Genomic DNA, 20,590 nt, shown 5'->3' on the forward strand with positions numbered 1-20,590 from the left:
CACCCTGGAAGGCTCAACTCGCGATTTCAAGTCCAAAATAGACCTGAGAACAAAATTATAGCTTAAATATCAATGCTCTAGCGACCGTGACCCCCAAGCAATAAAAGGGGGCTACCCTCAAAATGATCCCCAGAAGCCCCAAAAACGGGATACTTGCCTAAATTTTAGGCAATAATGGCAAGCTAAAACTCTCCAAGTCGTTGATAATCAAGGCATGAATAGTGTATTTACTGCAGAAAAAGACATCCTCGGGATGCGCGAAGCTGGCCGCTTAGCCAGCGAAGTTTTGGATCATGTGGCTCCTCACGTCAAGGCCGGGGTTACCACTGGAGAGCTAGACCGGATTTGCCATGAATACATGCGCGATGTCCAGAAGACTATTCCAGCCCCATTAAATTATCAGCCACCTGGGTACCCACCCTTTCCAGCATCCATCTGCACTTCCGTGAATGATGTGATCTGCCACGGCATTCCAGGAGACAAAGTTCTCAAAACTGGTGATGTTGTGAACCTCGACATCACTGTCATTACTCCTGATGGCTACTACGGTGACACCAGCCGTATGTTCATGGTGGGTGAAGTTTCCGTCATGGCTAAACGCCTTACGCAAATTACTTTTGAATGCATGTGGTTGGGAATTGCTCAAGTGAAACCAGGCGCATCACTCGGCGATATTGGTCACGTCATTCAGACTCATGCAGAAAAAGCGGGTTACTCAGTAGTGCGTGAGTATTGCGGTCATGGCATTGGCAAAGTGTTTCACCAAGATCCACAGATTCTTCACTACGGCAAACCGGGCACTGGTGAAAAACTAGAAGTCGGCATGACCTTTACGATCGAACCCATGATCAACGCGGGCAAACGAGACATTCGCACCATGCCTGACCAGTGGACCGTGAAGACAAAAGACCGCAGCCTGTCAGCCCAATGGGAACATACGCTGTTGGTTACTCCAACAGGCGTTGAGGTGCTTACTTGGTCAGAAGGTAGCAACCCACCTCCCGATTGCGTTAAAGGCCTTTCATTTAGACCGACATTAGTAAGCGCTTAATAGAATGAGTCAGTCGCAAGCAGTTGGCAATGTTATTGATGCAACTAGCCTGCGTGCCGCTCGCGAAATTGCTTACGACGAGTTTAGAAAAACACAGTCTGTTGGTAAATTAACTAAGCAACTTGCTAAGTTAAGCGATCAACTCCTCTCCCATCTCTGGAATAGCTGCGGCTTAAATAATGAAGCTACCTTAGTCGCAGTTGGCGGATTCGGTAGAGGCGCACTATTTCCTTACTCCGATATTGATATTCTGATTCTGCTGCCTGCTGATGAAGAACAGGCTAGAGCTCTTTCAAAGCAAGTTGAGCAATTTGTTGCAAGCTGCTGGGATACCGGATTGGAAATTGGCTCCTCAGTCAGAAATGTTGCTGAATGCATCTCTGAGTCAGAGCAAGACATTACCGTGCGCACCTCACTTTTAGAAGCGCGACTCATTTGTGGCAAGAAGCAGCTCTTTAAAGACTTTGCCAAAGCTTTTGAAGCGGCAATGGACCCCAAAGCCTTCTTTCAGGCCAAACAAGCCGAACAAATTCAGCGTCATTACAAATACCAGAACACTCCTTACTCCTTAGAGCCTAATTGCAAAGAGAGCCCTGGGGGCTTACGTGACTTACAGGTCATCACCTGGGTTAGTAAGGCTGCATTATTGGGCGATACCTTCAAGGACCTCAATGAAGCTGGTCTGGTGACGCAGCGCGAACTCACTGAGCTCAAACGCAATCAACGCTTCTTGGAAACCCTGCGCGCCAACCTCCATTTGTTAGCCGGACGCAGGCAAGACGTTCTTGCATTTGATTTGCAAGCAGCATTAGCAGCATCGATGGGAATCAAACAAGAATCCTCACGTCAAGCCAGCGAAGCCATTATGCGTCGCTATTACTGGGCAGCTAAAGCAGTTACACAGCTTAATGACGTTCTCTTGCAAAACATTGAAGCCCTACTCTTTCCGCAAGAGTCTAAGACAATCCTCTCTATTCCGGGCGAAGGTAATGAGCACTTTATTGAGCGTCAGGGGGTATTGGATATTACCGACCCGCAACTCTTTCAGAAGCATCCTGAACAAATTCTAAGAACCTTCTTGGTATTTGCTCAAACCTCAAATGTAAAGAGCCTGTCTGCAACTATTTTTAGAGCTCTATATAACGCTCGCACCAAGATGGATGGCAAGTGGCGAGCCGACCCTGTCAATAGAGCGCTCTTCATGGAGTTGCTAAAGCAACCTGAAGGCGTCAGTCGCGCCTTTCACCTCATGAATCGCAGCAGCGTTCTTGGTCGCTACCTTCCAGCCTTCCGCAAGATTGTTGGGCAGATGCAGCATGACTTATTTCATGTGTATACCGTTGATCAACACATCTTGATGGTGCTGCGGAATGTACGCCGCTTCATGGTTGTGGAACATACCCATGAATTCCCCTTTTGTAGCAGCCTCATTGCTCACTTTGAAAAACCTTGGTTACTGGTTATTGCCGCACTCTTCCATGACATTGCCAAAGGACGTGGTGGTGATCACTCGCAATTAGGCAGAGCTGATATGCGCAAGTTTGCTAAGGATCATGGCTTAGATAAAAAAGATACCGAGCTATTAGTATGGTTGGTTGCCGAGCACCTCAACATGAGTCAAACCGCTCAGAAACAAGACATCACCGACCCAGATGTCGTGAAGGCATTTGCCAGAAAAGTAGGTGATGAGCGTCACCTTACTGCGCTCTATTTGTTAACCGTGGCTGACGTGCGCGGAACCAGTCCTAAGGTTTGGAATGCCTGGAAAGGCAAGCTACTTGAGGATCTATATCGTGCGACCTTAAGAGTGCTCGGTGGAGCCAAGACAGATGCCTCATCAGAATTAGCACAACACCAAGAAGAGTCCAAAGCCAAATTACGTCTGTACGGCATTAATGACGAATCTTATGAAGATTTATGGAAGCAACTAGATGTAGCCTTCTTCCTAAGACAGGACTCATCTGACATTGCGTGGCTCACACGTCATCTATACAACAAGGTGAATAGCGACCAACCGATTGTGAGAGCAAGACTGTCCCCCATTGGTGAAGGCTTGCAAGTGGCCGTTTACGTTAAAGACCAAGAAGATCTGTTTGCCAGAATCTGTGCCTACTTTGAAAGACATGGTTTCTCCATTTGGGATGCGCGTATTCATACGACACGTCATGGCTATGCTCTAGACACCTTCCAAATCTCCGGCAGCAACCTAGTAGATGAAGGTGGTAGCTATCGCGACATTATTCAGTTGGTAGAGTTCGAGCTAACTGAGGCTTTAACCAATGCAGAGCCACTCCCCAATCCAAGCATGGGGCGACTCTCCAGACAATCACGCACATTTCCAATTCAGCCACGTGTGCACATGGTGCCAGATGATCGTGGCCGTTATTACACGCTTGCGCTCTCTGCGAGCGACCGTACTGGCTTGCTTTACACAATCTCTAGAGTATTGGCGAAGCATCAGGTATCCATTCATACCGCCAGAATTAATACACTAGGAGAAAGAGTCGAAGACGTTCTATTACTGGATGCAGCAAACCTCGGTAAGAATCCCAAGCTACAGATACAGCTTGAGACAGAATTACTTGAGGCCTTAGGGGCTTAAAGCAATTTAGCTAAAGCACGTTGGATGCGAATGCTTTCAATATCGCTAAAAGCAAACCACTTACATTTAATATCTTCTGCAGATTGCTCTTGTCGTAGGGCTCGCAACCTATAAAGTAGATCTATGTGCAAATGAGCACTCTCACCCTTTTTGGGATTCTCAGGAATCTCGTGAATATCAATGTCAATGGGCTCTTGACTGTTGGCATCTAGCTCGCAGATATAACCAGTTTCCTCATATACCTCCCTAATGGCAGCTTCAACTGGTGAATCCCCTTCATCAATATGACCTCCAGGCTGAAGCCAATGCTTGATATATGGATGAAAGATTAACAGAACCTTGTCAGCTTTAATGACTAAACCACTTGCGGTGATATGCCCAATTCGATTGGTTCTTCTAAAAGAAGATTCATAATTTAAAATCGCATTCACCCGATCTTTAAACGGAGAGATTGATTTAATACCTTCAAGTTTTTGGATGATATTTAAATTAAAATTATTCATTATTAAAGATGATAACTATCAGAACGCTAATTAAAAAAGAAAAAGAAATAAACAAAAAATCTTTTGGTCTTAATTTTTCCCCAAGAAATAAATAAGCAAAAACTGCTCCTAAAAAACCAGTTGCATTTAGTATTGGCCAAACAATCATCAAATTCTTTGCTGTAATTGCAAGAACAAACGTAACCTGCGTCACTAAAGTTAGAGAACCTCGAAAATAAAATCCACCGTGCGAGAGAAACTCTTTTGGAAAGAAGTAAACCCAAGAAAGGCCTCGCCCATAAATCAGAAAAACACCAGAAAAAATAAACCTCCAAAATAAAACAGAGAAGGCTGCCGATAATAAGCTCCAAAACTCCCTGTCATGCGTTGTGTTCAACCCAAAAAAGTATGCGCAAACCCCTTGAGTAGTAAGCATTAAAACTAAGACGACTGCAGATTTATAGGTCTTTCTAAAAACATCAAACCCAGTCGAGAAAATAAATAAAACCAATATTGTCGACAAAAATAAAAAGGATATATAGGAGATTGAATAAAAACCTAAAAATGCCAATGCTATTGGAACCGTAACATCAGCAGCTTTTGATAAAACAGCCACATCTGTCACTCTCAGGCGCTTAAACACAAAAGAAAAAGAATAGGCTACACACTGGATCAAGATCGACATAAATACCAGATCTACAGTCAGCAGATCCTTAAGGCAATTATCAAATGCTGGAGTAAAAAGAATGATTGGAAGCATTAAAAATACTGGCAAAAGATTGTTCCAGTAGCCAATTACTAAAGGGCATGCTTTTTCTTTTTGAAATTGCCTACGGTCAACTACATTAAGTCCAGCGCGACTAAATGTGGAGATAATCGAGGCCAAAACTGGCAAAGAGTCAACCATCAATTAACTGACTCACTAGGCGTACTGATGATGTGATATCCAATTCTCGGCTATGAATCTTTTATCTGGTTCTGGCAGATGTGAAATTGTGTTTCGAGGTGCGTCACATAGACTTCCAATTGAGTAAATAATTTCTCCCTGTACCAACTCAATAAAGCTGTCCACAACAGCACCATGAACGAAATTTACCGAGTTACCTTTATTGTGGATATACACATACTTATCCTTTAGATCGATCTTGCAGGAATACGTCCTCAATGATGCGGAAGCTGCATCAATCTTGTATCGAAGACATGTTGAGAGCTCATCATCGGACGACGTTGCGCAAAATATGTGAAGGCCACTCTTAAATAAATCCTCATCGGCTACTGATAATGATTTATTCCCAGTAGCGCAGAAGAGAACATCTGCTGATCTTAGAAATTCTGATCTAGGCGACGTATGGAAACCAAGAGATAGGGCTGAAGCAAGCAGAATTGGGTTTGTATCAAAGACATCAACCCTGGCCCCTCTTGATAAGAGTGAAAATGCAATGGATCTTCCAATCTTTCCAAATCCAATGACGCCAACGCGCTTCCCAAGGAGAATTAATCCCTGGGTGCGCATAATCGCTTCGGCAGAAAAAACAATTGCCTGCCCAACCAATGAATCTTCAGGCTCTTTAAGGGGGCTACGAGCTACAGATATTACGGGAACCAGATTTTCATTAGAACGCCTCTGCTTAATCAGAGCATCATATTTCTGATGACCATTCTCAGTGTCTTCAACAATACCAACAATTTGCTTATCGAATATTTTTGTAAGGTCTAAGGCGACATGAGAAAAATAACCGCCCATATCTATTATGGCGAATCGCTCATTCTTGATTAAACGATCAATTGCATTAATAAATTGATCGGGGCTAGCCAGTATCTCACTTCGATCAACATCAAAGACGGGATATTGTTTTTTCAAGGCATCTAAGTTAGCAAATTTTTTGGAACTTGCCTTAGGTATAACTCCAGCTATCCTAGCAACTCCAGCTAATGCGGTTAAGAAATTCAGAAATTCAACATTTGCGTGCATCACTACAAGCACGCTATCTACATTTCTGTATCTATTTGGACTAATAATTGAACTAAAAAATCCAGGATATTTCTGCATGGAAGACTTTCAAACAGAAAATCTTAATGAGGGCTGCTAAAAACTGCCACCTGATTTTTGAGTAAGAAACTACTGACATACGCACAATAATTTGTGCGTTAAATTTCTTTTACTTCAATAAATTCAGCATTGTAGATTCATCAATCACTGGCACACCCAGTTCTTCGGCCTTAGTTAGCTTGCTACCAGCATCCGCACCAGCAACTACATAGTCTGTTTTCTTGGAGACTGATCCAGCCACTTTTGCGCCTGCTTTTTCAAGCAGGTCTTTAGCCTCATCACGGGTCATTGTTGGAAATGTACCAGTCAGGACAAAGGTCTTACCTACAACAGCTGCACTAATAACTTTTGCCTCTACGGAAAGTTGCATTCCAGAAGCTAAGAGTTGCTCAATTACCTCACGATTGTGAGCTTCTTGCATAAAGCTGGTGATGGAATCTGCAACCACAGGGCCTACGTCTTTAACGGTGAGAAGGTCTTCAAGATTTGCATCCATTAAGGCATGCATCGATTGATAGTGATTCGCTAAATCCTTGGCGGTAGTCTCACCCACATGACGGATACCCAATGCAAAGATAAATCTCGCTAAGGTAGTGTTTCTAGATTGATTGATTGCCTGAATGAGATTGTCTGCAGACTTCTCACCCATACGCTCTAGGTTAGCTAGCGCAGTAAAACCAAGTCTGTAGAGATCAGCCGGAGTTCTAACAAGGTTGTGATCCACCAATTGATCGACAATCTTCTCGCCTAGACCTTCAATATCCAGCGCCCTTCTATGAGCAAAGTGGATCAAGGCCTGCTTGCGCTGCGCGCCACAGAATAATCCGCCACTACAACGCGCAACTGCTTCATCTGCTAAGCGCTCGATATGGGAATCACATACCGGACAGTTTGTAGGCATCACAAATTCTCTTGCATCGGCTGGACGTCGATCCTTAATCACAGAAACCACTTCCGGAATGACATCACCTGCTCTACGCACTGATACGGTATCGCCAATACGCACATCTTTGCGCTTAACCTCATCTTCATTGTGCAAGGTTGCATTGGTAACAGTTACACCACCAACCTCTACTGGAGCAAGTCGTGCCACCGGAGTAATTGCTCCTGTTCGACCTACTTGCACATCGATACCTAAAACAGTAGTCAGAGCTTCTTGTGCTGGGTACTTATGGGCGAGCGCAAATCTAGGAGCTCTTGAAACAAATCCCAACTTAGCTTGCTCAGCAAATGAGTTCACCTTATAGACCACGCCATCAATGTCATACGGCAATGAATCCCTCTTGGCCCCCACTTCGTTATAGAACGCCAAGATCTCCTCTACCGAATGCAAAACCTTGCGCTCAGCGCACACTGGCAAGCCCAGTTCAGCGTAAGTATTAAGCAATTCTTCATGGGTTTGAGGCAACCAAGAGGCTGGCTCTAGGGCGCCCAAGCCATAAGCAAAGAAGGAGAGTGGCCGTTTAGCAGTGATCTTCGAATCCAATTGACGAAGGCTACCTGCTGCCGCATTACGAGGGTTAGCGAATTCTTTCTCACCCAACTCTGCAGCTTGTCGATTCATCTTCTCGAAGTCTTTGAGGTACATAAAGACTTCTCCACGCACTTCTAGAACTTTCGGAATATTCTTGCCCGTGAGCTTGAGAGGAATGGCGCGAATCGTTTTGATATTAGCGGTAACATCCTCGCCGCTGGCACCGTCACCTCGGGTTGCTGCTGTTAGCAGGGAACCATTTTCATAGCGAAGAGAAATCGCCAAGCCATCAAACTTCAATTCCCCTGCATAGGTCACATGATTAGCATGAAGAGCCTCACGACAACGACGATCAAAGGCAATCAGCTCGCTATCTTCAAATGCATTATTTAAAGAAAGCATTGGTACCGCATGGGTAACCGAATCAAACTCTTTTAGTGCTGTTCCACCTACCCGCTGAGACAAGGATTCTGGGGTAATCCACTCGGGATGAGCAGTCTCAATATCAATTAACTCTCTATAGAGGCGGTCGTATTCAATATCCGGAAGAAGCGGATTATCTAAAACGTAATAGGCATGCTCTAGACGGGCAAGCTCTACTTGCAAGAATGCGTAACGCTCCGCTAAATTTGTCGGACTAGTAGACGACAAAGTAATTTCCTAGCTAAATAATCTGCTAGCTGTAGAAGATCCAGCAGGGACGCCAGATTTCTCAAGATTGGCGTAGAGAACATCAAGGTGCTGACGAATGCTGATGACAGCGGCCTCACTCAAGTTGATGCCATTGTCATCCACTAAGCGGCCATGGGCAGCTTGCGCAATCTCCACGCCTTCAGAGAGCATTCTTTCAAATGCGCGCTCTTCTTGTGGCACCAAGGGAACTTCAAGCAATAAGGTCACCTGAGTTACCGATTTATTTGGATCAAAATCAGTGCTACTAAACAGCACTACGCCTTTGCTGAGATATTCATATTGGCGGCCATTACGAGATAGCTTGAAGCCACGTTGACGCATGAGTGCATCAAAGTTACCCCATGGACATGGTTCATCGAATAACACATTGATACTCAATTGAATATCGCTCTCGGCGGCCATGACATCTAACTCATTCGCACTTTCCAACATCGTGCTCACGCTCGGCATATCGATTTGTGAACCCAAAGTCTCAGCAAGCGCTTGGGCACGAGAACAAAAATCGGATAGCTCTAGAACACCGATAGCGCCTTTGCGGCTTGCCAGCTGAATAGCTAGCTGTAAATCAGAATACGTAGAGTCAGGATGGAGCACTTCCCAGTCCTCAGCAACATATAGATTGGCATTTAAGCCCTCACACATCCAGCGTGCAGTCGATTGAGCCTCAAGATCCGTCCAGGCATTTATTTCTTCTAGAATTTCTGAGCCGCTAATAGCCTCATCAAAGCGCAGTGTGATCACACAATCAATCCGTGGATCTATCGCAAACTTTTCTGGGGCTGAAATAGTTGTTAACGCTTCGCCGAAGCTGGGCTCAGTGCGCCCTGCATCGCCATCAGCAAAGCCTTGACCAAAGCTAGGCTCTTTTCCAAAGCGATCATCTAAAGAATACTCACTGAGCTCTTTTGCCTTGCGACGAGCGCGGGCATACTTAATATTCAGAACCGCCACTGCTATCAGAATTAATAAGCCAATAATAGCCAAAGCAAATTGCAAATCAGACAAGCCCAACATCGTCATGATTTGTTCTACGTACACTTAGGCGGCCTCCACCATTGAAACAGCAGAAGAAATATCCACCGCAACAATGCGGGATACACCCTGCTCTTGCATCGTGACACCAATCAATTGATGTGCGATTTCCATAGTGATCTTGTTATGAGAGATAAACAAAAACTGTGTCTTATCTGACATTTTGGCAACTAGCTTTGCATAACGCAAGGTATTTGCGTCATCCAATGGAGCATCTACCTCATCAAGCAAGCAAAATGGGGCCGGGTTCAAAAGGAACAGTGAGAACACCAAGGCAATTGCAGTCAAAGCCTTTTCACCACCAGAGAGGAGGTAAATAGAGCTATTTTTCTTGCCAGGAGGCTGAGCCATGACCTGTACGCCAGAATCCAAAATCTCATCACCAGTCATTACCAATTCAGCATGACCACCACCAAACAACTCAGGGAAGAGCTTGCCGAAGTGGGTATTGACCTGATCAAAAGTGCCCTGCAATAAATCACGTGTCTCGGCATCGATTTTCGCGATTGCATCTGTCAGAGTCTGCATTGCTTCATTCAAGTCAGCAGACTGCGCATCCAAGAACTGCTTACGTTCACGGGAGCTTGATAGCTCATCCAAAGCAGCCATATTCACTGGGCCTAAAGACTGAATTTCAGTATTCAAGCGATTCACCTCGCTCTGCAAGGCGCCAACTTTCAAGTCAGCACTGAAATTTGCCTCAAGTGCAGTAAGGTCAGCCTCTGCATCAGATAACAATGTGGCAAATTGCTCAAAGTTCAAACGGGCAGCCTGTTCACGCAATTGCAAATCCACTACCTTGTCACGCATTGGCTGCAGGCTGCGCTCAACTTGCATACGAGACTCATCGGCTTCACGCAATTGATGCAATAAAGCATCCTGCTCAGTACGAGCATTCGCTAAGGCAGCTTCACGTGCACTGCGCGCTAGCAATAGACCTTGTAATTTATCTTGCGCCTCTTCGTCGCTCAGAGTTTCTAGTTCTTGAGCGGCGGCATCATGCTTATCCTGAATTTCCATGATCTGAGTACGGGCGGTACTTTGATCACGTTGCAAATCAGTGATGCGCTGTTGCAATGAGCGCGTTGCAAAAGCCGCTTCTTGAGCAGCCATTTCAGCGGAACGGAGTGACTCACGCAAACGATCGCGCTCTTCAGTAGAGCGCTCTAATTTTTCTTGCGCTACTTGCAAAGCTTCTTGCAAGCCTTCTTTAGATTCTTCAGATTCAAGCAATTCAGCAGCAGACTGCTCTTGGGTCTGACTCACTTGCTCCATTTGTTGGCGTAACTCGCTTAATTCACCCTGAATCTGTGCTGCACGTTGACTGTATTGCTCTTCAGCTTGAGTCAACTGCATTCTTTCCACTTCAAAGCCGTGTGATTCTTGAACAGCATGCTCTGCATTCTCACGAGCATGTTCTGCCGCTTGGTGTGCTGCTTGATAGTTAGCAATACACTGATCTAGCTCGCCTTTGAGCTCGCTTTGCATGAGTTGTTGTGCGCGTAATTGCTTCTCGAGACTTTCCATCTCTTGAGCACGCGCCAACATACCGGCTTGCTCAGAATCAGCTGCATAGAGTTGTACGCCAACACGACTCACCAAATGACCTTGCTGGGTAACGAATGCGCCACCAGCTGGTAATTTTTCACGGCGATGCAAAGCATCTTCAAGACTGCTAGCAATGTAGATCTTGTCTAGCCACTCTTGAAGAACAGAGGTCAATCTTGCAGCGCCTGCACTTTGCACGCGACTCAATAATGGCGTGAAGTCCGCTGGAGCGGAGGTATGTGCTGGCGTAATTTCTTCGGTGAGTAAGATGGCCAAACGACTTGGAGGGGCATCATTAGCCAAGGCTAATGTTTCTTGCACACTCTTTGCAGTGACAGCAGCTAAACGCTCTCGCAGCACTGATTCCAGCGCAGTTTCCCAGCCGCTCTCTACTTTGAGCTCTTGCCAGAGGCGCTTGCTCTCTTTAAGACCCTTACTTTCAAGCCAAGGTCCAATCTTCCCTTGAGCTTGAACACTTGCCTGCAGGGCAGTCAATGCCGTCAACTTGGCTTCAGTTTGAGCGAGGTCTTGGTTAGCAACTTGAATCTGTTGTTGCGCAGTATTGCGGGCTTCATCAGCAGCCGGAACGCGTTGTTGGGTTTCTACAGCGCGCTGTTTAGCTTCCTCAACTTTACGGGCAGCCATGACCTGACGATCTATTGCTGTTTGCAATGCCTCAGCATCAGGACGACGTAAGCCATCGAATTCACCAACAAGGCGAGTTTCGCGCCCCTTCAATTCATCTGACTGAGCTGACATTGAACGCAGGCGTTCACCCAAACTGGCTAAACGTTGCTCAATAGAGGCAACTGAATCACGTGCGCTATTGAGTTCACGTGAAGCGTTTTGATAAGCCTCTTCACGACTTGGCATTTGCTCTTGCAAACCATTTAAATCCGCTAAGAGTGTTTGTTCTTTTTCAGCAGCTAAAGACAACTCATGCTCAGTAGTACGTTGCGCTTGTGCCGCATCTGTTTCTTGGACAGTCCAGCGCTGTAACTGCGCTTGTAAATCCTGAGTTTGTTGCTGCAAACGTTGACGCGCTTCTTGCACATAAAGAATCTGCGCCTCAACTTGACTGACGTCAGAATTGGTTTGATATAAATCACCTTGCGCTTGAGAAACTTTATCTTGTAATGCGTACTGTTCTGTACGCATGGTTTCTAGCTCGGCCTCGACGTGGCGTAGCTTAGCGGTCTGCTCTTCCAAGCCAACTTGCGTATCGCGGATACCGTTCACATGGCGCTCTTGTTCTTTACCAGCCTCGGTCTGACGCACAAACCAAAGCAGTTGTTGCTGAGACTTCATCTGTGTAGAAAGCTCAGCATGACGCTCAGCAACAGTCGCTTGTTTTTCTAAGCGAGTGAGTTGTTGATCAAGCTCTCGCAAGATATCTTCAACACGCGTTAAATTTTCTACAGTGTCTTCTAAACGTGAGGCCGTTTCCTTGCGACGCTCTTTATATTTAGAAACACCAGCAGCCTCTTCTAAGAACACACGCAACTCTTCTGGCTTTGCTTCCAAAATACGGTTGATCGTGCCTTGACCAATAATGGCGTAACCTCTTGGACCCATACCAGTGCCCAAGAAAATATCTTGAATATCTTTGCGACGTACTACTTGGTTATTCACGTAGTAACTAGAATTTCCATCGCGAGTTAAAACGCGTTTGATACCTAATTCTGTAAAAGCACTCCACTGACCTTGAGCGCGCCCTTCAGTGTTATCAAAAATGAGTTCAACACTAGCGCGGCCAGATGGCTTACGTAAACCAGAGCCATTAAAAATAACGTCCTGCATTGATTCGCCACGCAATTCGCTGGCACGGGATTCTCCCAAAACCCAGCGGACGGCGTCAATAATGTTCGACTTTCCGCAACCGTTAGGACCCACAACGCCAATGAGTTGGCCAGGCATTTCAAAATGGGTTGGGTCTACGAAAGACTTAAAGCCGGAAAGTTTGATGGATTTCAGTTGCACGGCGTACTTTGCAGGGAAAAAAGAGGTTCAAATAAAGGGGTAAAAATTAAAGCTAAAGTGGGAAGATGATAGCAAGCTCTTGCCTGCTTGGACGCGTTTTTGCCCCATCTATATAATGATAAATCTACCTCCCGGGACAAAATCCCTTAACAATCTGATAGTTAACTAAAAAGCATGAGCCAATCACCACAAAACATCATTGAACAAGCCTGGGAAAACCGCGCAAACCTCTCTCCAGATAGCGCCCCTGGGGATGTCCGTAATGCTGTAAATGCCGTATTAGAGGGCCTTAATGCCGGTACTATTCGCGTGGCTGAGCGCCGTGACGTCGGTAAGTGGGAAGTAAATCAATGGGTTAAGAAGGCCGTTTTGCTTTCTTTCCGCCTCGAAGACAATCAACCTATGAGTGCTGGTGGGTTTACCCAGTTCTACGACAAGGTTCCTAGCAAGTTTGAAAACTACACTGCCGCCGACTTTGCTGCTGGTGGATTCCGCGTTGTTCCCCCTGCCATGGCCCGCCGCGGCTCATTTATCGGCAAAAACGCTGTTTTAATGCCTTCTTACGTCAATATTGGCGCCTATGTCGGTGAAGGCACGATGGTCGATACCTGGGCAACCGTAGGTTCTTGCGCTCAAATTGGCAAAAACGTTCACCTTTCTGGCGGCGTTGGTATTGGTGGTGTTTTGGAGCCAATCCAAGCTGGCCCAGTGATTATTGAAGATAACTGCTTTATTGGCGCCCGCTCTGAGGTAGTTGAAGGCGTTGTGATTGAAGAAAACGCTGTTTTATCTATGGGTGTCTATATTGGCCAAAGCACCAAGATTTATGACCGCGAAACTGGCGAAGTGCACTACGGTCGCGTTCCAGCTGGCTCAGTAGTTGTTCCGGGCTCCCTTCCTTCCGCTTGCGGCAAGTACAGCTTGTATGCCGCAATCATCGTTAAGAAGGTTGATGCTCAAACCAGAGCAAAGACAGCTATTAACGAATTACTCCGCGACTAAGTTCAATCCATGAGCGCCACACTTGAGCTCACCGAAGCTCTCATCGCCTGCCATTCCGTAACCCCGGCCGATGGTGGCTGCCAAGATTTAATTGCTAAACGTCTCCAAGCGATTGGTTTTCATACCGAGAGCGTGGTGAGCGGCCCTGAAAATTTCCAGGTAACCAACTTGTGGGCGATTAAAAAAGGTACAGCTGGCGATCAAGGCAAAGTCTTGGTATTTGCAGGCCATACCGATGTAGTGCCTACTGGCCCATTAGAGAAGTGGACAAACAATCCCTTTACCCCAACCATTCGAGACGGCATGCTCTATGGTCGTGGCGCAGCGGATATGAAAACATCCCTCGCTGGTTTTGTGGTTGCTACAGAAGAGTTTGTCACTACACACCCAGATCATCAAGGCACCATTGCTTTCTTAATCACCAGCGATGAAGAAGGTCCCGCTAACGATGGCACAGTCATCATGTGCGATCGCCTACAAAAACAAGGTCAGCGTTTGGACTACTGCGTCATTGGTGAACCGACTTCAGTTGATCGGCTTGGCGACATGATTAAGAATGGTCGTCGCGGCTCTTTGTCAGGCAAGCTCAAGGTGAAAGGTATTCAGGCGCACATTGCCTACCCTCACCTCGGCAAGAATCCAATTCATCTGTCGGCACCAGCAATTTCTGCATTAGTAGAAACCGAGTGGGACAAAGGTAATGAATACTTTCAACCCACCAGTTTTCAGATCTCCAACATGCATGCTGGCACCGGTGCTAATAACGTGATTCCTGGTGAGTTGGTGATCGACTTTAACTTCCGCTTCTCCACCGAGAGCAAGCCAGAGCAACTACGTGAGCGTCTAGAAAAGATTCTGAAGGATGCAGGTCTTGAATTCGAGATTGACTGGGTATTGGGCGGTAGCCCGTTCATTACTGGTGATGGTGATCTGGCTGGAGCATTACGCAAGGCCATCAAAGCAGAAGTCAACATTGATACAGAACTTTCCACTACTGGTGGTACCAGTGATGGCCGCTTTATCGCCAAGATTTGCAAAGAGGTTGTGGAGTTTGGCCCCCTCAATGCGACTAGTCACAAGATTGATGAGTGTGTCATCGTTGACGATGTCGTGCCACTCAAAAATATCTATCGCAAGACCCTCGAACAGTTAATCGCTTGATCGATCAATTGCGCACCCGACTTTTCTTCTAAAGAACTCCACATCATGGACCCTGAGTCTCAGCAACACCTCACAGTAAACCAGTGCATCAATCACGTTACACAAACACTCGAAGCGGCAAACTTACATTACGGCCACGGCGCAATTGATGCCCAAAGTGAAGCTTTGTGGATTGTGAGCAAACAGCTTAATCTCAGCCCCGCAGAAGCTTTGGATCACCTAGATGATGCAATCTCCGATGAGCAACAGCAAAAAGCATCCGCTATTGCCGATACCAGAATCTCGACACGCAAACCACTAGCCTACATCTTGGGTGAAGCCTGGCTCATGGGCGTGCCTTTTTTCTGCAGCGAGCAAAGTATTGTTCCGCGTTCCTGGATTGCAGAACTCATAGTTGATGGCTCGCTAGAGACCTGGTTGCCAGCTGATGGCAAAGCGCTTGATCTTTGCACTGGTAATGGCTCGCTGGCAATTCTCTTGGCTATGTCATGCCCAGATATTCATGTAAGCGCGTGTGATATCAGCATGCCTGCACTTTCTGTAGCTGCCCGTAACATAGATCGTCACAGTCTCAGCTCTCAAGTAGAGCTATTAGATGGCGATCTTTGGGATGCTTTGCCAGAACCAAATGAAGATAACCTCTTTGATCTGATCATCTGTAATCCACCATACGTGAATGCCGCCTCCATGAATGCGCTTCCTACTGAATATCACGCAGAGCCAGAGTTGGCTTTAGCTGGTGGAGAAGATGGCATGGATATCATCAGGCGCATTATTGCTTCAGCACCCGATTACCTATCTGAGCGCGGCGCTATTTTGCTCGAGATTGGTAATGAGTATGAGCATTTCAAAAAGGCTTTCCCGCAAATTCCAGCAATCTGGATGGAAGTATCCGCAGGAGAAGAGCAAGTCTTATTAATTCAAGCGGAAGACTTGCGCTAGGGAATTAACTGAGCTCGGCTGCAGCAGCAATAGCCTGGTCAATTCGCTCCACTGGAATTACTTTCAACCCTGGAATCTTGGTCTTCGGCATATTCGCTTTTGGAATGATGGCCACAGTAAAACCTAATTTAGCAGCTTCTTTCAAGCGCTCTTGACCACGAGGACAAGGACGAATCTCACCAGCCAAACCTACTTCACCAAAAACAATCAACTCTTTTGGCAATGCGCGATTTCGAATAGATGACTGAATCGCCAGAAGAACGGCTAAGTCAGCCGCCGGCTCAGAAATCTTGACGCCGCCTACTGCATTTAAGAATACATCTTGATCAAAACAAGCGACGCCAGCATGACGATGCAGTACCGCCAAAAGCATTGCCAAACGCGCTTGCTCTAAGCCAACGGCTAAACGACGGGGATTAGGCACATGCGCTGTATCTACTAAAGCCTGAATCTCTACCAATAAAGGTCTACTGCCCTCTTGTGTAACCAATACACAAGCGCCCGGAACCATTTGCTCATGTTGTGACAGAAAAATGGCTGATGGATTCGTTACGCCGCGCAGACCTTTTTCGGTCATCGCAAATACGCCCAACTCATTGACAGCACCAAAACGGTTCTTGATCGAACGCACTAAGCGGAAAGAGGAATGGGTATCACCCTCAAAATACAAAACGGTATCGACAATGTGCTCTAAGACCCTAGGACCAGCAAGATGACCATCCTTGGTAACGTGCCCGACCATCAGCACACAGATACCACTTGATTTAGCGGCCCTAGTGAGCTGCGCTGCACACTCACGAACCTGTGCAACAGAGCCAGGAGCCGAACTTAACACCTCTGAATACAAAGTCTGAATCGAATCCACTACCAATACTTGCGGCTTCACGGTATCCATAATCGATATCAGTTTTTCCAGCTGAATCTCCGCTAACACTTCAAGCTGAGGTGCATCTAAAGCAATACGCTTTGCACGCAGAGCAATCTGCGCAGCGGATTCTTCTCCACTGCTATAAAGCACATTCATGCCCGCAGAACTCATCTCTGCTAATGCCTGGAGTAGCAAGGTAGATTTACCAATACCAGGATCGCCACCCAAAAGTACCACGCCACCAGGAACCAAGCCACCACCTAGTACACGATCAAACTCTTCAACGCCTGTGCTAAATCTTGGCAAGTCTTCAGCGCTAATAGCGGATAACTTTTGTCTTGGCAGTGATTGCGCCAAGCCCTGAAAGCGTGCATTGGATGTCGTCTCAGGCAAACCCTCTTCCAAGGTATTCCAAGCCTGACAAGATGGGCACTGGCCCTGCCACTTAGCAGAGGTACCGCCACAAGATTGGCAAATGTAAATCGTTTTGACTTTAGCCAAGGATTGCCTGATTCAATAAAAAGTAAATTGAGGGAAAAATTAATCGAGCTGGGTGCCCGCTTTATTTTCTTGTGTACGCTTAGGGGCATCTTTACGACGTTGCTCTAAGTCAGCAGCTCTTGCTGCAGCATCTTTTTGCTTTTGCTCAAACTCGCGTTGATTAGCTGTTCGTTCAGCCGCTTTTTCGGGCGAGGCCCTCTCAGCAGCACGCTTAGCGTCTTCTTGAGTCTTTAAACTTTCACGAAGCTTACGCTGCACTTCATGCAAAGCCACCTCTTGCTCGCGTATCGGATCGATTTCCTTGCGATAGTCTGCGCGAGCGCTTCTCAAGCAAGAATTGACCCAGTAATTCTGATAGCAATCAGAGGATGCTTTGCCCCAGCGATATTTAGCCCAGTCACGCTGCAACTCAAGGTCTTGCTCAATCTTATTCAATTGATCAAGGTCAGCCTCTTCTGCAGGAGTTGCCAATACAACCCCACCTAACGTAGACGCCAACAAAAATATTGAAGTCAATAATTTTGATTGGAGCAAAAGACTCTTTCTCAAATCTCGACCTTTGCACCCAACTCAACCAAGCGATTTGCAGGAATCTTAAAGAAGTCTGACTGACGTCCAGCATTTTGATACATCCAAGCAAATAGACGTTCACGCCAGATTGCCATACCTGGCAATGTAGTGGGAACAATAGTATCCCTTGAGAGAAAGAATGAGGTGTTCATTAAATCAAATTTCAGATCAAACTGACTCTCAAGCAAAGCCAAAATTTGATTGGTATCAGGAGTCTCTTTGAATCCATAAACTGCACGCACTACATAAATATTGGGGCCAAGCTCTTTTAAAGTAAGTCTTTGGTCATCACTTACATAGGGCACATCCCAGATACTGCACTTTAAGAAAAAGACACGATCATGAAGTATATGGTTATGTTTAAGGTTATGCAAAAAAGAAACAGGCAAGTAATCTACATGGGCAGTGAGAAAGATAGCAGTACCTTCTACTCTGTGCGGTGGGTTTAGCAATAAAGAAGTGATAAAAGTATCTAGCCGAATTCCGTCATTCAAAACACGTTCGCGAACAATTTGACGACCTTGGTACCAAGTCATCATTAGCAAGAAGCAAATCGAAGCAATCACTACTGGGAACCAACCACCTTCAAATAACTTGACCAGGTTTGCGGTGAAGAAGCCGACATCAATAACTAAGAAGCAGCTAATGATGATGGCTACAAGAATAGAATTCCACTTCCATAAAGCCTTCATCACCACTGCAGCCAACAAAGTTGTTAAGAGCATTGTGGTTGAAACAGCAACACCGTATGCATTAGCTAAGTTTTCAGACTTCTTGAAAGCTAAAACAATTCCAATCACAACAAAGCAAAGCACCCAATTGATAAAAGGAACATAGATCTGCCCTTTCTCCTTGGCCGAAGTAAATGCGATTTTCATGCGGGGCAAAAAGCCGAGCAAAATAGCTTCGCTAGTCATTGAGTAAGCACCGGAGATACAAGCCTGAGAAGCGATTACCGTTGCCAGGGTAGCCAATACCACTAAAGCAAATGTATATGATTCAGGCACCATCAAAAAGAAGGGGTTTGAGACCGTTTCTGGATGAGCCAGGAGCATTGCTCCTTGCCCAAAATAATTAATCAATAAACAAGGCATTACCAATAAAAACCAGGCGTATTTAATCGGACGTATTCCAAAATGCCCCATATCTGCATACAAAGCTTCGGCGCCAGTAAGAACCAAAAAGATGGAGCCTGTCACTGCAAATGCGATGCCCGCATCCTGAGTCATAAATTGAAGGGCGTGAATAGGATTCAAGGCGCCAATAATTTGCGGTGCATCTTGAATTTGGTTGAAGCCCATTAAAGCTAAAGATCCAAACCACACCAACATAACAGGTCCAAAGAGTGCACCAACTACTGAAGTACCTTTTTTCTCAAACAAAAATAAGCACAACAAAATTCCAATCGTAATTGGAATAACGTACGGGATAAAGCTATCAGACACAACTGTAGTGCCCTCGATGGCAGAGAGCACTGAAATAGCAGGAGTAATAACAGCATCGCCATAAAACAGACAGGCACCCAAAACCCCCACAACCATAATAACGATGGAACGCTTAGATTTCGTTTTAGCAGTGCGCAAAGCAAGAGCCATCAAAGACAGAATGCCGCCTTCACCATGGTTATTTGCTCGCATGACAAACAATAGATACTTGAGCGATACCACCAAAATGAATGACCAAAAAATCATAGAGATGACGCCAAATATAGATTCAGTGGTCATCGGAATGCCATTTTGCGGATCAAAGCAAACCTTTAAAGCATAAAGTGGACTAGTGCCAATATCGCCAAAGACAATACCAATTGCGCCCAGCGCTAATGTCGCTAGGCCACCCTTTTGATGATGATCTTGACCCTGGATTTCAACCGGACGCAATATCTCTGAGTGCGAAAATTCGGGATTGCTAACTGACATGAATCATCCTTTTATAGGCCAAATGTTCAACTTAATGCGTGGCGATATGTTACTCCTTAACGATACCCATCAAATCCAGACTTTCCTTAATAAAACTGCTCATTTATGCGTTATTTACAGGAATACCTCGACAGAGGCCCCCAAAAAATGGTAGAATTTCAGCTTCAGACGCGGGGTGGAGCAGTCTGGCAGCTCGTCGGGCTCATAACCCGAAGGTCGTAGGTTCAAATCCTGCCCCCGCAACCAAGAATTACGTACTAAGCCCTTAATTTTTAAGGGCTTTTTGCTTTTCTGGGCATTAAAAAAGCCCAATTTCTCGGGCTTTTTAGCTATTTCAGGGTGGCTTTAGTTCAAAACCTTGTACCCGCGACCACTCAAACATCTCTTCACAACAGCCTCTTGAGCCTGATTACCAGTAAATGCACCGCCTGCACCACCAATCACCGCGCCAGCTCCAGCAGCCTGTACGATGCCCGTTTTATTGCCGCCTGTAACAAGTCCTAATAAGCCACCAACTACAGCGCCAGCGCCAGCGCCTTTGGCCGCAGTCTCACCCATACCTGATTGCTGTTGAGCATAGTTTTGACAGTCTTTTAAATCGCTCTCATATGCAGCCTCATTGACGCCCTTCATATCCACTAGGGGGCGAACATTCGCACCGGCACACCCAACCGTCACAGCAACCACCAGAGAACATAGGCCAAGTAACTTATTCATC

The 20,590-nt window shown here is 46.0% G+C and carries 15 protein-coding genes and 1 tRNA gene; 6 read left to right on the forward strand and 10 right to left on the reverse strand.

The window, feature by feature from the left end; all coding sequences use genetic code 11:
• Positions 1-214: 214 nt before the first annotated feature.
• Together map and ICN34_RS11150 are read left to right on the forward strand one after the other, a co-directional pair.
• Positions 215-1,051 carry a type I methionyl aminopeptidase gene (gene map / locus ICN34_RS11145; protein WP_072583039.1) on the forward strand — a complete coding sequence of 279 codons (837 nt, stop codon included), beginning with the start codon at positions 215-217 and terminating at the stop codon, positions 1,049-1,051.
• A gap of 4 nt (positions 1,052-1,055) precedes the next feature.
• Positions 1,056-3,653 (forward strand): [protein-PII] uridylyltransferase, encoded by a 2,598-nt coding sequence (locus ICN34_RS11150; protein WP_072583040.1) that lies wholly within the window; start codon positions 1,056-1,058, stop codon positions 3,651-3,653.
• Here ICN34_RS11150 and ICN34_RS11155 read toward each other — a convergent pair.
• From ICN34_RS11155 to smc, 6 genes are all read right to left on the reverse strand, one after another.
• Positions 3,650-4,156: an NUDIX hydrolase gene (locus ICN34_RS11155; protein ID WP_072583041.1), complete on the reverse strand. Its 507-nt coding sequence runs from the start codon at positions 4,154-4,156 to the stop codon at positions 3,650-3,652. The two genes, ICN34_RS11150 and ICN34_RS11155, sit on opposite strands and share 4 nt — an antisense overlap.
• Positions 4,149-5,042: a hypothetical protein gene (locus ICN34_RS11160; protein WP_143143888.1), complete on the reverse strand. Its 894-nt coding sequence runs from the start codon at positions 5,040-5,042 to the stop codon at positions 4,149-4,151. The genes ICN34_RS11155 and ICN34_RS11160 overlap by 8 nt, the downstream gene beginning before the upstream one ends.
• Before the next feature lie 15 nt (positions 5,043-5,057).
• Entirely contained in the window at positions 5,058-6,185 is a 1,128-nt protein-coding gene (locus ICN34_RS11165) for an NAD(P)-dependent oxidoreductase (protein ID WP_072583043.1), read from the reverse strand.
• A gap of 109 nt (positions 6,186-6,294) precedes the next feature.
• On the reverse strand, positions 6,295-8,310 hold the full coding sequence (gene ligA, locus ICN34_RS11170; RefSeq protein ID WP_072583044.1) for an NAD-dependent DNA ligase LigA: 2,016 nt from the start codon (positions 8,308-8,310) through the stop codon (positions 6,295-6,297).
• Between the two features lie 9 nt (positions 8,311-8,319).
• Positions 8,320-9,390, reverse strand: coding sequence for a cell division protein ZipA C-terminal FtsZ-binding domain-containing protein (locus ICN34_RS11175; RefSeq protein ID WP_370624023.1), 1,071 nt, complete (start codon positions 9,388-9,390; stop codon positions 8,320-8,322).
• A complete protein-coding gene (gene smc, locus ICN34_RS11180; RefSeq protein ID WP_216122702.1) occupies positions 9,391-12,912 on the reverse strand; it encodes a chromosome segregation protein SMC in 3,522 nt (1,173 codons plus the stop codon).
• A 174-nt stretch (positions 12,913-13,086) separates the two neighbouring features.
• Here smc and dapD point away from each other — a divergent pair, with 174 nt between their 5' ends.
• Genes dapD through prmB form a run of 3 tightly spaced genes read left to right on the forward strand, consistent with a single transcriptional unit; the run spans position 13,087 to position 16,017 of the window.
• On the forward strand, positions 13,087-13,914 hold the full coding sequence (gene dapD, locus ICN34_RS11185; RefSeq protein ID WP_072583047.1) for a 2,3,4,5-tetrahydropyridine-2,6-dicarboxylate N-succinyltransferase: 828 nt from the start codon (positions 13,087-13,089) through the stop codon (positions 13,912-13,914).
• Positions 13,915-13,923: 9 nt separating this feature from the next.
• Entirely contained in the window at positions 13,924-15,075 is a 1,152-nt protein-coding gene (gene dapE, locus ICN34_RS11190; protein WP_216122705.1) for a succinyl-diaminopimelate desuccinylase, read from the forward strand.
• A 45-nt stretch (positions 15,076-15,120) separates the two neighbouring features.
• Complete coding sequence (gene prmB, locus ICN34_RS11195; protein WP_216122706.1) at positions 15,121-16,017, forward strand: 50S ribosomal protein L3 N(5)-glutamine methyltransferase; 897 nt, start codon at positions 15,121-15,123, stop codon at positions 16,015-16,017.
• A 4-nt stretch (positions 16,018-16,021) separates the two neighbouring features.
• Here the strand turns inward: prmB and radA are convergent, their stop codons facing one another.
• Genes radA through ICN34_RS11210 form a run of 3 tightly spaced genes read right to left on the reverse strand, consistent with a single transcriptional unit; the run spans position 16,022 to position 19,872 of the window.
• Positions 16,022-17,386, reverse strand: coding sequence for a DNA repair protein RadA (gene radA / locus ICN34_RS11200; protein WP_072583050.1), 1,365 nt, complete (start codon positions 17,384-17,386; stop codon positions 16,022-16,024).
• A gap of 39 nt (positions 17,387-17,425) precedes the next feature.
• Positions 17,426-17,884, reverse strand: coding sequence for a hypothetical protein (locus ICN34_RS11205; RefSeq protein ID WP_255538661.1), 459 nt, complete (start codon positions 17,882-17,884; stop codon positions 17,426-17,428).
• Between the two features lie 47 nt (positions 17,885-17,931).
• Complete coding sequence (locus ICN34_RS11210; RefSeq protein ID WP_216122709.1) at positions 17,932-19,872, reverse strand: potassium transporter Kup; 1,941 nt, start codon at positions 19,870-19,872, stop codon at positions 17,932-17,934.
• 169 nt (positions 19,873-20,041) lie between these two features.
• Between ICN34_RS11210 and ICN34_RS11215 the strand changes: the two genes are divergently transcribed.
• Positions 20,042-20,118: transfer RNA gene (locus ICN34_RS11215), tRNA-Met, on the forward strand.
• Positions 20,119-20,217: 99 nt separating this feature from the next.
• Here ICN34_RS11215 and ICN34_RS11220 read toward each other — a convergent pair.
• Positions 20,218-20,589 carry a glycine zipper family protein gene (locus ICN34_RS11220; protein ID WP_072583189.1) on the reverse strand — a complete coding sequence of 124 codons (372 nt, stop codon included), beginning with the start codon at positions 20,587-20,589 and terminating at the stop codon, positions 20,218-20,220.
• Position 20,590: the final 1 nt, after the last annotated feature.

Origin of the sequence: Polynucleobacter sp. Tro8-14-1 (assembly GCF_018881655.1) — a bacterium.
GTDB lineage: Bacteria > Pseudomonadota > Gammaproteobacteria > Burkholderiales > Burkholderiaceae > Polynucleobacter.

Bases quoted from the DNA above. Each gene is read 5' to 3' on its own strand.
- map (WP_072583039.1), top strand. From the start codon at position 215: ATGAATAGTGTATTTACTGCAGAAAAAGACATCCTCGGGATGCGCGAA.
- ICN34_RS11150 (WP_072583040.1), top strand. From the start codon at position 1,056: ATGAGTCAGTCGCAAGCAGTTGGCAATGTTATTGATGCAACTAGCCTG.
- ICN34_RS11155 (WP_072583041.1), bottom strand. From the start codon at position 4,156: ATGAATAATTTTAATTTAAATATCATCCAAAAACTTGAAGGTATTAAA.
- ICN34_RS11160 (WP_143143888.1), bottom strand. From the start codon at position 5,042: ATGGTTGACTCTTTGCCAGTTTTGGCCTCGATTATCTCCACATTTAGT.
- ICN34_RS11165 (WP_072583043.1), bottom strand. From the start codon at position 6,185: ATGCAGAAATATCCTGGATTTTTTAGTTCAATTATTAGTCCAAATAGA.
- dapD (WP_072583047.1), top strand. From the start codon at position 13,087: ATGAGCCAATCACCACAAAACATCATTGAACAAGCCTGGGAAAACCGC.
- dapE (WP_216122705.1), top strand. From the start codon at position 13,924: ATGAGCGCCACACTTGAGCTCACCGAAGCTCTCATCGCCTGCCATTCC.
- prmB (WP_216122706.1), top strand. From the start codon at position 15,121: ATGGACCCTGAGTCTCAGCAACACCTCACAGTAAACCAGTGCATCAAT.
- ICN34_RS11210 (WP_216122709.1), bottom strand. From the start codon at position 19,872: ATGTCAGTTAGCAATCCCGAATTTTCGCACTCAGAGATATTGCGTCCG.
- ICN34_RS11220 (WP_072583189.1), bottom strand. From the start codon at position 20,589: ATGAATAAGTTACTTGGCCTATGTTCTCTGGTGGTTGCTGTGACGGTT.